This window comes from Paenibacillus sp. FSL R10-2788 (assembly GCF_038003885.1).
Lineage (GTDB): Bacteria > Bacillota > Bacilli > Paenibacillales > Paenibacillaceae > Paenibacillus_AQ > Paenibacillus_AQ odorifer.
Map to the genome: position 1 here is coordinate 6062355 of NZ_JBBOQA010000001.1, position 14795 is coordinate 6077149.

Annotated in this window: 15 protein-coding genes; 4 read left to right on the plus strand and 11 right to left on the minus strand. The window is 44.7% G+C overall.

The annotated features are described in order from the left end of the window. Nucleotides 1-151 precede the first annotated feature (151 nt). Nucleotides 152-958, minus strand: a complete 807-nt coding sequence (locus NSQ50_RS26925) for an alpha/beta fold hydrolase (protein ID WP_076224263.1) — start codon at nt 956-958, stop codon at nt 152-154. 108 nt (nt 959-1066) lie between these two features. Continuing rightward, on the minus strand, nt 1067-1591 hold the full coding sequence (yyaC, locus tag NSQ50_RS26930; RefSeq protein ID WP_256717065.1) for a spore protease YyaC: 525 nt from the start codon (nt 1589-1591) through the stop codon (nt 1067-1069). A gap of 143 nt (nt 1592-1734) precedes the next feature. Between yyaC and NSQ50_RS26935 the strand changes: the two genes are divergently transcribed. Then, on the plus strand, nt 1735-1959 hold the full coding sequence (locus tag NSQ50_RS26935; protein ID WP_036680203.1) for a DUF1128 domain-containing protein: 225 nt from the start codon (nt 1735-1737) through the stop codon (nt 1957-1959). Between the two features lie 131 nt (nt 1960-2090). On the opposite strand, the gene NSQ50_RS26940 is transcribed toward NSQ50_RS26935, so the two are convergent. The 4 genes from NSQ50_RS26940 to NSQ50_RS26955 all read right to left on the minus strand — a co-directional run bounded on the left by NSQ50_RS26940 (nt 2091) and on the right by NSQ50_RS26955 (nt 6911). After that, on the minus strand, nt 2091-3095 hold the full coding sequence (locus NSQ50_RS26940) for an asparaginase (RefSeq protein ID WP_076224266.1): 1005 nt from the start codon (nt 3093-3095) through the stop codon (nt 2091-2093). 307 nt (nt 3096-3402) lie between these two features. Continuing rightward, a complete protein-coding gene (locus NSQ50_RS26945) occupies nt 3403-4239 on the minus strand; it encodes a sugar ABC transporter permease (protein WP_076128667.1) in 837 nt (278 codons plus the stop codon). Continuing rightward, entirely contained in the window at nt 4236-5543 is a 1308-nt protein-coding gene (locus tag NSQ50_RS26950; RefSeq protein ID WP_076224269.1) for a carbohydrate ABC transporter permease, read from the minus strand. Before NSQ50_RS26950 ends, NSQ50_RS26945 begins: the two co-directional genes overlap by 4 nt. A gap of 18 nt (nt 5544-5561) precedes the next feature. Then, nucleotides 5562-6911 (minus strand): sugar ABC transporter substrate-binding protein, encoded by a 1350-nt coding sequence (locus tag NSQ50_RS26955; protein WP_254847769.1) that lies wholly within the window; start codon nt 6909-6911, stop codon nt 5562-5564. A gap of 446 nt (nt 6912-7357) precedes the next feature. On the opposite strand from NSQ50_RS26955, the gene NSQ50_RS26960 reads away from it, so the two are divergent. The 3 genes from NSQ50_RS26960 to NSQ50_RS26970 all read left to right on the plus strand — a co-directional run bounded on the left by NSQ50_RS26960 (nt 7358) and on the right by NSQ50_RS26970 (nt 10356). Next, the gene (locus NSQ50_RS26960) at nt 7358-9124 is read left to right on the plus strand and encodes a glycoside hydrolase family 13 protein (RefSeq protein ID WP_370511388.1); all 1767 of its coding nucleotides are present in this window, start codon (nt 7358-7360) and stop codon (nt 9122-9124) included. A 253-nt stretch (nt 9125-9377) separates the two neighbouring features. Beyond that, nucleotides 9378-9875: a YtxH domain-containing protein gene (locus tag NSQ50_RS26965; protein ID WP_076128671.1), complete on the plus strand. Its 498-nt coding sequence runs from the start codon at nt 9378-9380 to the stop codon at nt 9873-9875. A 148-nt stretch (nt 9876-10023) separates the two neighbouring features. Then, nucleotides 10024-10356 carry a DUF5665 domain-containing protein gene (locus NSQ50_RS26970; RefSeq protein WP_036680215.1) on the plus strand — a complete coding sequence of 111 codons (333 nt, stop codon included), beginning with the start codon at nt 10024-10026 and terminating at the stop codon, nt 10354-10356. A 185-nt stretch (nt 10357-10541) separates the two neighbouring features. Here NSQ50_RS26970 and NSQ50_RS26975 read toward each other — a convergent pair whose 3' ends face one another. The 5 genes from NSQ50_RS26975 to NSQ50_RS26995 form a co-directional block, all read right to left on the minus strand. After that, the gene (locus NSQ50_RS26975; protein ID WP_036680216.1) at nt 10542-11312 is read right to left on the minus strand and encodes a sigma-70 family RNA polymerase sigma factor; all 771 of its coding nucleotides are present in this window, start codon (nt 11310-11312) and stop codon (nt 10542-10544) included. Then, a complete protein-coding gene (gene rsbW / locus NSQ50_RS26980; RefSeq protein ID WP_036680217.1) occupies nt 11309-11764 on the minus strand; it encodes an anti-sigma B factor RsbW in 456 nt (151 codons plus the stop codon). Before rsbW ends, NSQ50_RS26975 begins: the two co-directional genes overlap by 4 nt. An 18-nt stretch (nt 11765-11782) precedes the next feature. Then, complete coding sequence (locus NSQ50_RS26985; RefSeq protein ID WP_076128675.1) at nt 11783-12121, minus strand: STAS domain-containing protein; 339 nt, start codon at nt 12119-12121, stop codon at nt 11783-11785. Nucleotides 12122-12217: 96 nt separating this feature from the next. Next, nucleotides 12218-13888, minus strand: coding sequence for a response regulator (locus NSQ50_RS26990; RefSeq protein ID WP_076224272.1), 1671 nt, complete (start codon nt 13886-13888; stop codon nt 12218-12220). Nucleotides 13889-13909: 21 nt separating this feature from the next. Then, nucleotides 13910-14776, minus strand: coding sequence for a CheR family methyltransferase (locus tag NSQ50_RS26995; protein ID WP_051491113.1), 867 nt, complete (start codon nt 14774-14776; stop codon nt 13910-13912). Between the last annotated feature and the right edge of the window lie 19 nt (nt 14777-14795).

Below are 14795 nucleotides of genomic sequence, written 5' to 3' on the forward strand. Positions count from 1 at the left end.
CTCAGACCACTTAAGTTATTCTATTGATTTATCTTAAACCATTGCCGAATTCTATGCCAGTTAAGGAGAATACCAGATCATTAGATAGCCCTTAAAAAAAGAGGCAGCACACGCCATAATGGCGCCGTGCTGCCTCTTTGTAGATGATTTTTTATACGCGGCTATTGCCTAAAACGGAAGCCTGAACAAAATCCTTTATGATCTCGGCTAATCGTTCAGGAGCTTCAAAAAGACTCATGTGGCCTGCACCCGATATCGTTGCTTGCGTTATATTCGGTTTATCCGCAGTAAAGGTTCGTTCAGCAGGAATCAATCCATCCTGCTCGCCAGCAACAAGCAATACCGGCAACGTAGTGGCCGTAATTACATCCCGTCGATCTGGACGCTCACGCATCGCCAGTGCAGCTCCTGCCGCTCCTTGTGGAGGCGTTTTGTAGCCGATTTCTTTAGCGCGCTCCAGCAGCTGTGGAGATGCAGAAGCGGTTGCTTCAGCAAACAAGCCTGGTACGAAGCTGTCTACGAAAGGAGTAATCCCTTCATTTTGAATCGCGCTGACACTCTTCAGTCGTTTTTCCTTAGCTTCTTCACTATCTGGATAAGCAGTAGAATGAATTAATCCAAAGCCTTTCAATCGAGAAGCATAACGCTGAGCAAACGATAGCGTAATATATCCGCCAAGCGAATGACCAAGCATGATGCATTCATCAATCTCCAGCGAATCTAACAGACCCAGAACATCATCTGCCATTTGTTCAATACTATAAGGTCCTAATGGAGCTTCCGAAGCTCCGTGACCACGTAAATCGGGAGCAATCACTCGGTAGCCGCTGCTTAAGACAGGAATGACTTGTTCCCAATATTCAGCGCTTCCACAAAAGCCATGCAGCAATACAATAACTTCGCCTTTCCCCTGATCACTGTAGCATATATTGCTTCCGTCACAACGAACTCTTTCCATGGCTGCTTCCCTCTTTCTAGAATACTAAGATAATGTGTCTAATATCTATTATTAAGCAAAACAGCCCGCCTTGAAACGGACAACTTATTTTTAAGTGCCCAATGGGCACTACTGGAGTCCGAATCCTTTTGCTGCCGCTATAGCGATATGTTCTGCCATAACCATCACTCTATGCAGTGGAGTGGTCTGCAACGTTCTATAGGGTTTCGGGCCATTCATATCTACAACGGCCGCCAAACTATAGTGACCTACGGCTGGAAGATTTGCCCCCACCGACTGTGCAGGCTGCAGTGGCTCACTCGAAACGAAGTAATATCCAAGCGCGATCGGAGGACCCAGACAAGCATCTACCGCAACTACAATATGCCCGGAGGGAATCTCAGCCACTCTGGCCACCAAATTATCTGCATCGCAAGGAAACGGCAACGTACCGATTACATGTCGGAAGCCATGTTCCACAAGTTTGCTGCCCGTCAACGGACCGAGTGCATCTCCTGTAGACCGATCTGTTCCAATGCACAGGAACGTGACTTCCTCGGCGGAATGCAGAGCAGCTATTTCCATGAAAAAGGACACTAATCCAGCATCGTCCATTTTAATGCGTTTTCCGCTTCCCTGTTCTCTGATTGCCAATACATTTCCTCCCTTCGATGATATTTTTGATCTCATGCCTTTAATTTAACATGATTTCAGGGAACCCGACAAAAAAATGGTGGTCAAGCTGCCAAACATGGTAAAATACATGAATCAGTATACAGAGAGGATGTTTTAACCTAATGGATTTAACAAAGCCTAGTCAGGAAAATGTTGAGTATATGATCGAGGCTATCAAGAACAAATTAAAAATGGCCAGTGCCGCGGCGATGCAAGCCTCCGCTTTTTCAGTAGATCATTATGAAGATATCTATGATGTTTATGAGGTAGCCATGGGCAGTGACAGACTGAGTATTTCTCAGGTGGAAGCACTCGTCTCCGAACTCGGCCGTCTACGTCATAAATAATAGTTCTCCCTATTACAAGAAGAACCGATGTTGCCGTCCTTTAAAGATGACCACCGCTTCTCGTAGAAAAAAGCCCTTCGCTGCGTATCCAGAAGATGGATTCGTAGTCGAAGGGCTCTTTTTATATGATCCTACTTTATGAAATTAAGCTTGAACTCGGTATCCGCATGGCCTACTCGTGTACCCCCGTCATTGTAAATCACGCCTGAAAATGCATTGCGCAGCTTTTCCATGGTATTTTTCTGACTATAACCAATTTGATTTAAAATTCCCTGTACAATAAGTCCCCACTCTTCTTCCGACCCATCCAGAATCTTGAAAGCAATCCCCAGTCGCTCACGGCGTAAGCCGAAGCAATAGACACCCTTAAATCCACCCTTAGCAATAATATTATCATCTTCCAAAAGAATAGAATCAAGGCGACCAGATCCAGAAACCATCTCCGGATAAGCATTCATTGCCGTTGTAATAGTAGTAACCGCTTTGCGAGTAGCTTCATCTGCAATCAAATCCGGATTGGCTAATTTCAAATAGGCCGTCGCCAAGGCGGTCAGAGGCAGAGCAAATACCGGCAGCCCGCATCCGTCCGTACCTAAACCGATACTGTCTGGGGCCACACCAGCCATATAAGCAATGGTGTCGATAATCTCACGCTGCACCGTTTGCTCCGGCTGTGAGTATTCTTCAAGCGGCAAACCTTTGAGCTTACTGTAAGATAAGATACCCATGTGCTTGCCCGCACAGTTATGATAGAACTTTCTTTTGCCCGCACCACGAATGGCGTTCTCCCTGCTGGAATAATCCAGCGGGTAACTCGTTGCACAGATCATTTGTTGCTCATCGATGCCAATCTTGGAGGATATGCTCTCTAGCGCAGCTACATGGTAGCTCTCTCCCCGATGAGAGGCGGTCATCAGGGCAACCTCTGCGGGTGTAAAGCCGTAATGCTCCACAATCCCCCCACGTACGCCTGGAATAGCCTGAAGGGGTTTAGCAGCTGAACGGGTGAACGATACAAATTCCGGATCACCTGCATACCCCTTTAAATTTCCGTTCTCTCCTACGATGGCAATATGCCCACTATGGACACATTCCAGCAAATCCGCCCGATACTCTCGTACTAATACGGTTTCCATGATTTCTCTCCTCTTTTAACTAGATGCTCTATAACTCACAAGGACTTATTAGTATTCACATTTAATAAATGCTAGAAAATAACCCCGTGCTCCGGGATTTTTGAGTACTCTACAAACTCCCTTAAGTGTTGGTTCCATGAGGAATTCTACTCCTATTTTCATTATTCTTCAATCCTGTCCCCACCAAGAAGATTTTAGAAACCGGATAAAATATAAAAAACCGCTTCCTTCTCAGAATCTTGATCTCTGAGTAGAAAGCGGTTTTTATGGAATTCAGCGTAGCCTCACAAGGGTAGCGCAGTTCGTCTTATCCTTTGCTTGCACCTGCGGTCAGGCCATCCACCAAGAAACGCTGTAGGAAAATGAACAGCAGCGTGACTGGGAGAGCGACCAATACCGCTCCGGCAGCGAACAACGTAAACTCGGTTGAGTTACTTTGGTTCACCATCCGGTAAAGCCCAACGGCGAGCGTTCTTGTATCCTCCGTACGCAATACAAGGTCGGCGAATATAAAATCCACAAAGCAGCCGTTGAAAATCATAAGGCTGGCATAGGTGAGCATCGGCTTAGATAACGGGATCATGATAGAAAGAAATACTTTCATATGACTCGCCCCATCCATTCGCGCAGCATCTTCCAAGCTTTTAGGAATCGTATCAAAAAAACCTTTAGCCACAAAAACATTCGTGATAATAGCACCGCTGCTGTACACGAGCACAAGTGCCCAATGAGAATTCAGTAGCCCAAGTGTGTTCAGCAGCACGTAAACTGCAATCATAGCCATAAATCCCGGAAACATCTGCAGAACTAGGAGCGTGGTTAGTGTAGTTTTTCTGCCCGTAAATCGATAACGAGAAATGGCGTACGAAGTCAGCAGCAGCAAAAAGGTGCCGAGCAGCGTAGACAACGCCGCAATCTTTAGCGTATTCATGAACCATAACAAATATTTAGTTTGCTCAAACAGTTCCTTGTAATGAACAAAGGTGAAATTCTTAGGAATCAATGAGTCACTGAACAAACTGTTTCCTGTTTTGAAAGAAGACATAATAATCCAGAAAGCTGGGAAAAGACTAATAAAACTGAGCACAATCAGCAATAAATGGCTACCAAACGTTTTTAACGCTTCCGTCAGTCTTAGCTTCATGCAATCATATCCTCCTCTTTAAAGGATCGCGTCCGCCGGTAGCTCCAGATGGAGAATGTCGCGACCATCAGGAAGATGACAATCCCGATGACAGAAGCAAAGCTGTACTGTGACTGGTTCAGCGCCAGTTTATAAAGCCAAGTCACCAGCAGGTCAGTGTGGCCCGCGTACTGGTAGTTAGGATTAACCGGTTCTCCGTTAGTCATTAGATAAATGACATTAAAGCTGTTAATGTTGCCGGCAAACTGCATAATCAGGATAGGTGCGGTTGCGAACAATACCATGGGCAGCGTAATCATGCGGAATTTATAAAATGACCCAGCACCGTCTACTTCTGCCGCTTCATACATATCCTTCGGAATTGTTGTCAGCACCCCGAAGGCCAGAATCATGGTCACCGGAATGCCGATCCACATATTAGCCAGAATTACAGTGACCTTAGCCCAGAAAGGATTGGTTAGCCAGGCCACACCCTCCAGTCCCAAGGCTCTTAAATAACTATTGATCGGTCCGAATTGATTATTGAACATATTGCGCATGACGAGCAGAGAAATCATATTGGGAATAGCGAATGGAACGATCAGAAGTGTGCGCCAAAGCTTTTTGCAGCGGACACGTGGCTGGTGAATAAGTACTGCAATAAGCACACCTCCAATGTAAGTCGTCGCAGTAGCAATAACCGCCCAGATCAAGGTCCAAGTCAGCACTCCACCAAAGGTGGAACTCCAGACATCCAGACTAAGCATTTTATTAAAATTACCGAAACCCACCCAGTCTACCAGATGTGCTGGCGGTAAAATCGGGTCGGCATAGTTCGTAAACGCCAGTAGCACCGAAAAAACAAGTGGTAATATCGTCAGAAAAACCACGGCCACAAAGGGAATCGCGAGGACAAGATAGGCAAAATTCCTCCGCCCCATAGCTCTGAGCGATTCAGCGAATGAATGAATGGGCTCTTTCCGGTCCCGTGCAGCTCCAACTAGGAATGCATCTCTGATGTTCAGTAAATGAAAAGCTGTATAAAAGAGCAGCGCCAGCAATGCCATTAGACCATTGATCATCATAAAAATGGAGTGGTCGCCTTCCACCATCCGGGTTAATTTGCCTACCTTGACCATACGGCTTGGAAATTCACCAAGCGTAATTAAGCCATGCAAATGTCCCATCAGATCATGAGCAATATAGTAGATTCCAGCAGACCCCACCAGCAGGAATGCCAATCCTTTCAGCCACTGCCGGTTGTAGAACTGGCCCAGTCCCGGAATAATAGCCGAGAGTAGCGCTGCGCCTGTTTTTTTCCTCATGGTTAAATCACCTGCCCTTTACTTCGACTCCAGATCGGCCTGAATCGTGGTTACAGTCTGATCCAGCGTCTGTTTAACATCAAGATTTGAGTCGTTCCACAGGGACACAAACGCTGCTTTTAGGGGTTCCCAGACCGATTTAATTTCTGAAACGGAAGGCATTGGAACGGAATTTTGGAATTGCTCGAAGAATCCGCCAATAATAGGGTCATCTTTGATTTCCGGCGCTTCTCCAGCCTCTATACTCGCAGGAATCGCTCCCGTCATCTCAAAATTCTTAAGCTGATTCTCCTTATTGCTTGCAAAATGTGCGAACAAACGGCCTGCGACCGGATATTCCGTATATGAGTTGACATAATACGATTTGACCCCGGAGAAAGAAAGACTGTCTTGACCGTCAGGTCCCTTTGGAAGAGGCGCCACACCCAAGTTAACATTTTCCTTAAACGCCGCTATGGACCACGGCCCGTCGATATTCATCGCCAGCTTACCTTCTTGGAACAACTGTGTTTTCACGTCATAAGTGATATCTCCTGCATTCAAAGGCAGAATTTTTTTGAGGCTCTGCAGAAACGTAAACCCTTTGATAGTGCCTTCATTGTTCAATCCAATATCCTTGAAATTCGTATTGTTGTCTCCGTAAATATATCCGCCGAAGCTGCCAATAAACGGATAGCTGTAATATCCGACGAATTCCCACATGATTGCAAATTTGTTTTCCTTCGGATTGTTATACGTATCTGCAAAAGCAATCACATCATCCCACGTTTTAGGAGCGTCAGGAATCAGGTCCTTGTTGTAGAACAGCGCATAGGTTTCTACCGATTTAGGATAACCGTAAAGAATGCCATCATAAGACGACGCCTGAACGGCTGTTGCCACCATCGTTGATTTGGTTTCTTCCTCAAAAACATCATTTGGCAAAAGCAGCCCTGCTTTTACGGCTTGCCCGATCTGGTCATGGGGCAGAGTCAACACATCTGCAGCAAGTTTAGACGGACCATCCGTCGCCAGTCTTGCGCCTTGATCACCACCTGCCATTTCCTCAACTGTGACGGGAACACCATATTCTTTTTCGAAATCAGCAGCAACCTGCTTCATGTACTCAAGCTGCTCCTTGGCTTCCCAGACCATCAGTTTCGCCCCTGCTTCTGGTTTCATTTCCTCATCGGTGGTATTCTCTCCGGAAGTATTTGTCTCATTTGTGGTTCCCCCCGGCTCGTTCACTGCGGAATTCGGACTCGAATTCGGCTTTGATGCGGAGTTCCCATTGCCTGAACCGCATGCGGTGACCGTCAAAGTTAACAGCAGGCATAGGACTAAACTAAATGTTACCGCTTGCATTTTGGAACGTTTACTCTTCTTCATTTGCTCATCTCCCCTTCGTTCATGAGTGATTAAACCTAACCCGCATTGAAAAAAAGCATATAAAAAAGGTACAACCTCATTTGCACAAAGTGCCGAGGTTGTACCTTTCCAGGTAACAGTGCCTTTAATTTGAATGCGTGTTATGAAAAATCAAGTTCGTTCGCCCTCATTCTATAATATCCATAATTTTGATTGCAATCAGAGTATAAGTCCAAACAAGACGGTTTAACAAAGTTTATCTTATCTTTTCTTTTATTTTCTCTTTATCCCTACCACATACTAAATATTCCATATTTTAAATTCTTGTGAAATAACCTCTTGCTTTGCTCTTGAGGGTTATGGTAAGATGCAGACAAATTTAAAGGCAATGAAACCGCCAAGGGTTCAACCTCTGAAAATCATGAGGTTGGCCCTTTTTTGCGTTTACATGCCCGAAGGGATGGAAAATGAGTATGATTCAACCGGAAGCCGTTTATCACCGTATGGGACAAAATTGGTCATATGCCTACGATGAGTCTACACTTCATATTCGCATAAGAACTAAGCGGAACAACGTATCACAGATCGATCTTTTCTGTGGAGATAAATTTGGCTGGGACAAAACGCATGAGGTCATTCCAATGCAGCGCCTCGCTTCTGACGGCTTGTTCGATTACTGGCAAGCCTCCGTCCGTCCCGTTTACCGCAGACTCGCGTATTACTTTGCGCTTTATGACAAAGACGAAGTTCTTTATTTTTTGGAAAAAGGTTTTTATCCAGAGCCACCTGCTGTTGTATATGAGGGCTTGTTCGACTTTCCATTTTTGAATCGTGAAGATGTGCACTCCCCTCCATCGTGGGTGAAAGATGCAGTATTTTATCAAATATTCCCGGAGCGTTTCGCGAATGGGGATCCCACCAACGATCCGACAGATGTATTGGAATGGGGCGGCACGCCGAGCCCTCGGAATTTCTTCGGAGGGGACTTACAGGGTGTACTAGATCATTTGGATTATCTCTGTGAATTGGGCATCAATGCTATATATTTTAATCCTTTATTTGCGGCAACCACCAATCATAAATACGATACAAAAGATTATTATTTGGTCGATCCTCATTTTGGCACCAATACATTGCTGAAAGAGCTTGTGGACTCCTGTCACTCCAAAGGCATCCGTGTCATCCTGGACGGTGTCTTTAATCATTGCGGTCATACCTTCCCGCCATTTGTTGATCTGCTCGCGAACGGGCAATCTTCACGTTATGCGGATTGGTTCCATGTACGCGAGTGGCCGCCACAGGTCATCGACGGAATTCCCACCTATGACACATTTGCATTTGAGCCTATCATGCCTAAGTTCAACACTGAGAATCCTGAAGTCATAGAATATCTACTGAATGCAGGCCGCTATTGGATCGAGGAAATCGGTATAGACGGCTGGCGGCTTGATGTCGCAAATGAAGTCTCCCATTCGTTCTGGCGGCAATTCTGCAGTACGATCAAAAGCATTAATCCAGAAGCCTATCTCGTAGGAGAAATTATGCATGATTCCTTGCCGTGGCTGCTTGGCGATCAATTTGACGCCGTTATGAATTACCCGCTAACGAATATTCAAATTAATTTTTTCGCTCACGGACAGATCAATGCTGCACAATTCTCTCAGTCGGTTGCTACTATGCTAGCGAATTATCCGCAGCAAATTACGGAAGCCGCCTTTAATCTGCTAGACAGCCATGATACAGTTCGTTTCCTGACACTTTGTGACGGTGACATCAGGAAGTTAAAGCTGGCCGTTTTGTTCCAGATGACCTTTCAAGGAGCACCCTGTGTTTATTATGGCGATGAAATCGGCATGGATGGCGGATACGATCCGGACAACCGAAAATGTATGGAGTGGGACTCCCAGAAACAGAATCAAGAATTGTTCGAATACTATCGCTGGACGATCAGCCTTCGTAAATCTCATCCCGCATTCCGGAGCAGTGGATTTAAAGCGCTGGAGATTCCGGGTTATCCAAAGCTGCTTGTATATGAGCGGTGGGACAAACAAAGCCGGTTCATAATCGTATTGAACAATGAAGATGTTATGGCCGAAGTCATCATTCCTGTAACCGGAGCAGACACGATATGGGTAAATCTAAAGACGCAGAAGCGGACTGAAACCTCCACATCCCAGCTGCATCTGAATCTGCCTAAATTCGGCTATGCGGTACTCCAAGCCGTTAATGATTAATCCGTAACATTATAAATTCAATCGTGGAAGGATGGAGACATATGCTGCATATCACAGCCTGTCTTCGCCCTTCTTTTTGCGCATAAACAAATCTTGATAAAGCCTTAAAAAGGCGGTTTATATGACCTAAAGCCCTCTAGATTACCGTATCCTCCCTTAAACTCCCGTAATCTCCCCCTTGCTCTTCAACTGTTTCAGCCCATACGCCAAAGTTTATATACGAAGTAAGATAAATTATAAGGAGTGATTGGTGATGAGTAACGTAGAACATGAAGTAGAGAACGGAAGCAGCTTATTAAAAGGTATCTTTATTGGTAGCTTAATTGGTGCCGCAGCAGCCCTGCTATTTGCACCAAAGCCTGGTCGTGAAATGCGCAGTGATCTGTCAGATAAACTTTCTCAAGCTACAGACAAGACCAAAGAAGTTGCTGGTGCCGTAACTGACAAAACCAAAGCTATTGCGACAACCGTTGGCGAAAAAGCAACCGATTTGGCTAGTACGGTGTCAGATAAAGCTTCTGATATCTATACCACTGTCAGTGACAGCAAACAACAAATTGCCGCCACTCTTCAAGAGGCTGGAAGTAAAATTGGTGACACTGTAAGTGAAGCCTCAAGCAATGTAAGCTCGGATGTTAAAGACGCCTCTAAAGACGTAGCTGATGAAGCTAAAGCATCCTCTAAAGAGGTTGCCAATCAGGCTAAGGATGCGAAAGAGGATGTAAAATCCTCCTATAAATCCAATTACTAATCTGCGGCATCATACAGCTATCACTTTAACAAACAACAGCCAGCTGACCGCAGCTGGCTGTTGTTTAGTTACACCTTTATTCACATCAGCAGATACAACTAGACATTTAATTAATGCCCGTTCGGGCTATAGAAAGCAGGGATGGCGCATGGCAGATTCAAATAACCAAACAAAACCTTATGAAATTGATGAACATCCTTTCGAGTTGCGACATGAAGTGAAACGCTTAAACAGTCGTCTTGATAAGATCGCTCACTCACTGGAAAAATCAGAATTCAAAGACATTCTCGACAACTATTCAGATCCGAAAAAAAGAATCATCACAAACCTGATGGCCGGTATATCTCGAGGACTTGGACTATCTCTCGGAACATTTGTAGTCCTTGGTTTATTAGGCTACATTCTTAGTCTTTTTCTTAATGTTCCAGTAATCGGAGAGTATCTTGGCGAAATTAAAAAATACATTGATGCTAATAGCTAACCGCAAGACTATCGATCTATTCCCCAACTATCGACCGCTTCCCCCGCTTGTCCGTCTAATCCTCTAGGTTGGACGGACAAGCGGGGGAATAAGTCTACGAATACAAATAAAGGACATGCGGGTCTCCAGTCAGCGGAGAGAGGCATGTCCTTATCGTCGAAAATGTATATTACCCATACAGGAACTCAATAGGAAGAGTTGGCCATAATCTGCTTTAACTTCTCAGTGGCCCGCTTCTGTATGCGTGAAACGCTCATCTGTGATACCCCCAGCTTCTGGGCGATCGCCCGCTGGGATTGTCCATCTTGGAACGCTAACAGCAGCACCTGCTGCTCCTGTTCCTTCAATTGACCTAGTGCTTGTTGCAAATCCATACGTTTCTCTACGGTCTCGTAATCATTTGCGTCAGAGCTGATCAGCTCGCCTAGTGTAGCTCCTGTCTCCTCTTGAGAAAGGGGCGAGTCTAGGGAGACGTAATGATAACATTCTCTGCCCGCCAGTACTTCTACAGTTTCTTCAACAGACAAATCAAGATAATGAGCAATCTCATCCACCGCAGGCGAACGTTCCAGCTTCACTGTTAGTTCGTCAATCGCGTGTTGAACAAGTGCTCCCTTTTCTTTAATCCGTCTAGGTACCTGTATGTACCAAGATTTATCACGCAGGAAATTCTTCATATGTCCAATCATGCTTTTCATCGCATAGGGCTCAAAAGGGATTCCAAGGCTAATATCATATTGCTGTAATAACCGGATGAGCGCCATTTGCCCGACCTGATATAAATCCTCATACAAGTCGGGGCGGTTGCGAGAAATTTTTCCAGCAGCCATTTTTACCATAGGCTCATATTTCTGAATCAGCACTGTTGCGCGTTCATTATCCTTAGTCTGCTGATATTCCCAAATTTGGGTGACTGCTTCATTCATGGACTCGGGGGGAGTCACCTTATCACTCATACCTTTTCCTCGCTAAAGTTAAGGTGCTTCTTCAAAGTTACTACCGTCCCTCTTCCGGCCTCACTTACGACGCTCACGTCATCCATCAACGCTTGCATTAAGTAGAACCCTAAACCGCCGACCTGAACGTCACTTAACTCTTTATCATGCAGTGTCATACGCTCACTGGACGAGTCTTCCAAACCGTCAAAGCTCTCCCCCTCGTCTTTGACTGTAATGGATAGGGCACTTTCACCCACCTCAAAGATTACATCAACCATTCCGTCTTGTTGTCCATAGGCGTACAATACTGAGTTGTTACACGCCTCTGATACAGCTACCTTCATATCTTCAATATCTTCGTAGGTGAAGCCCATTTTTGAAGCAATACCATATAAATTCAACCTAACAATATCCACATACTCTGCGCTAGCCGGCAGCTGAAGAATTACTTTTTGCACATCATCACTCATTCTTTGTTCTATCCTTTCCTAGTGGGAATTCTCTTGGGAGGCAAAAAACTTGGTAATACCAGTCATGTCAAACAGCTTCTGAATTTGGGGAGGAACATCCTCAACCATAAACTTAACGTCCATACCTTGTCTTGATTTCAGGATCGAAAGTAGAATACCAATACCCGTGCTATCGATGTATTTTAATTCTTTAAGATTTATTACTAAATCATGCTTCGTATCACCTACAAGCGGCTCCATTACCAAACGGAAATCGGAAGCAACGGACAGATCAAGTTCACCATTCAGGAAAACCGTACATACACTTTCTTTTGTCTCTGTCTTAGCGTGAAACTTATTACTTTTATGCGTGTTCATAGACGATCTCTCCTGATAAATATTTTCTATATTAATAACCTCATAGTCCTACCTTTGAAACAAATAACATTAAAATATAAACTAGTAAATCTTGGGTTACGCCTGAAAAATAGATGTATCTGGTTCAACCATCCGATTATCGCTGCTAGAATACCGAGAGATAATCTGCTTAATACTACTCATCTTAAGTGGCTTGCTGATATAGTCATCCATTCCTGAGGCTTTACAGCGATTCTGGATGCCATCCATGACATTCGCAGTCATTGCAATAATAATAGTCTTCTCAGCCGCCGGACCGCCTTCTCGACGGATTTGAGCGGTTGCCTCCAGACCATCCATTACTGGCATTTGGAGATCCATAAAGATAAAATCATAGGGCTGCTTAAGCGCCATTTGCACAGCCTGTTTCCCGTCCTCAGCCATATCAGCTTCATAGCCGAGCTTATCTAGCATGCTAACCATCAGACGCTGATTGATAGGATGGTCATCTACAACAAGGATTCGGCTTCTGCTCTCCTGATTAAGAAGAAGATGAGGCGATTCCTCTTCTTGATAACCTCCTGTCAAATCTTCTCCAGGTACGGATGCTTGTATCGTAAAAATAAAGGTAGCTCCTTTTTGCTCCATGGATTCTACCCGTATTTCTCCGCCCATCATGCCTACAAGGGATTTACATATGGCTAAACCAAGCCCTGTCCCCCCGTATTTGCGTGTCATTGAAGAATCCAGCTGTGAGAACGGTTGGAACAATCGGTCGCATTTCTCTGGAGAAATACCAATCCCTGTATCCATGATCGTGAACTCGACTTCTACCTTGTTCCCAGATGTTTCTTTGATGGAAGCGACTAAATAGACACCGCCTTGATTCGTAAATTTAACTGCGTTAGCAATCAGATTAATTAATACTTGGCGTAAACGGGCCATATCTCCATATAAAAGTCTAGGCAACTTCTGATCGATAAAATAAGCGAGCTCCAGGTTCTTTTTTCCCGCTTCCACCGAAAAGAGGCTGAACACCTCTTGAATACATGTGCGAAGTTCGAACAGCTGCTCTTCGATTTCCATTTTACCGGATTCCATTTTGGTGAAATCAAGAATATCGTTTATCACCGTAATCAACGTGTCTGCACTTTTCCGAATGATCTCGGAATACTCCTTCTGCTCAGGCGCAAGGTCAGTCTCCATTAATAAATCAATCATACCCACTACGCCATTCATTGGTGTACGAATCTCATGACTCATCATAGCCAGAAATTCCGACTTCGCTTTGGAGGCGATCTCCGCCTCTTCCTTAGCCTTTACGAGCTCACTATTTATGATTTCCAGTTCTTTCGTCTTTTGCTGCAGCAGCATGGTCTGAGTCTGATGCTTCTTGCTCGTAATATACATCTCGACAAAACCTTGTATCTTAGACTTCAGAATTTGTGGAATGAAGGGCTTGACCATATAATCAATAGCCCCTGCAGAATAGCCCGCGAATAAATGCTCCGCTTCCTTACTATTCGCAGAGATAAAGATAATCGGAATTTCCTTTGTTTTTTCTCTGGCTTTAATCAACTTTGCGGTCTCGATCCCATCCATACCTGGCATCTGCACGTCCAGTACGATGACAGCAAAATCATACCTTAACAAACACCGCAGCGCTTCTTCGCCGGAGGTGGCTTTGACTAGCTCATAATGCTGGCTTTCAAGTACCGCCTCCAGCGCCAGCAGATTTTCAGGACGGTCATCTACTAGTAGTATATGAATTGGTTCTTGAAACCCCATAGGACCACCCTCCTTCATGCGTTATTTTATGTTACGGTATATTTTTTCTACTCTGTCCAAAGACTCATAACAATCGCTGTACTTCGTAAAGTGAATGGATTCTTTAGAGCCTAGAACAAGTATTCCAAAACGACTTAAACTTTCATGAAACAAGCCGTGAACATGATCCCGCAGCTCATCATTGAAATAGATCATCACATTGCGGCAGAAAATAACATTAAACTCATTAAAAGAAGTATCTGTAGCCAAGTTATGCTCAGCGAATATAATGTTTTTGCGTAAATATGGCTGTAAAATAACCGAGTTATACTTCGCTGTATAGTATTCAGAGAATGCCCGGGTACCTCCCGCCTCCAAATAATTCTTAGTGTATTGCTTCATTCTGCTAATATCATAGACGCCTTCCTTAGCCTGCTGTAAAGAACGCTCATTCATATCTGTGGCATAAATCCGAGCCTTATCGTAAAGCCCTTCTTCATGAAGCAGGATGGCCATAGAGTATACTTCTTCACCAGTGGAGCATCCAGCATGCCAGATACGAATATAGGGATAAGTCCTCAACAACGGAACTACCTTCTGGCGAAACGTTAAAAATAACCCCGGGTCCCTAAACATTTCGGTAACCGGAATGGAGAGACTATAGACAAATCGTTCAAAACAGGCACGATCATGCAGCACCTTTTCTTGCAGCGCGGATATGCTGTGTACATTCTCCGCATGCACATGATGCCAGATACGTCGCTTCAAAGAAGGCAACGCATAATTCCGGAAATCATATCCATATAAACGGTGTACTCCATCAAGGAGCAGCTCGATCTCAATTTGCTCCAACTCGTCACTTCCTACCATAACGGGCTGCTCCTCATATCCGTGTTCTATCGCTTTCATTGTTATCCCGACTCCCTTA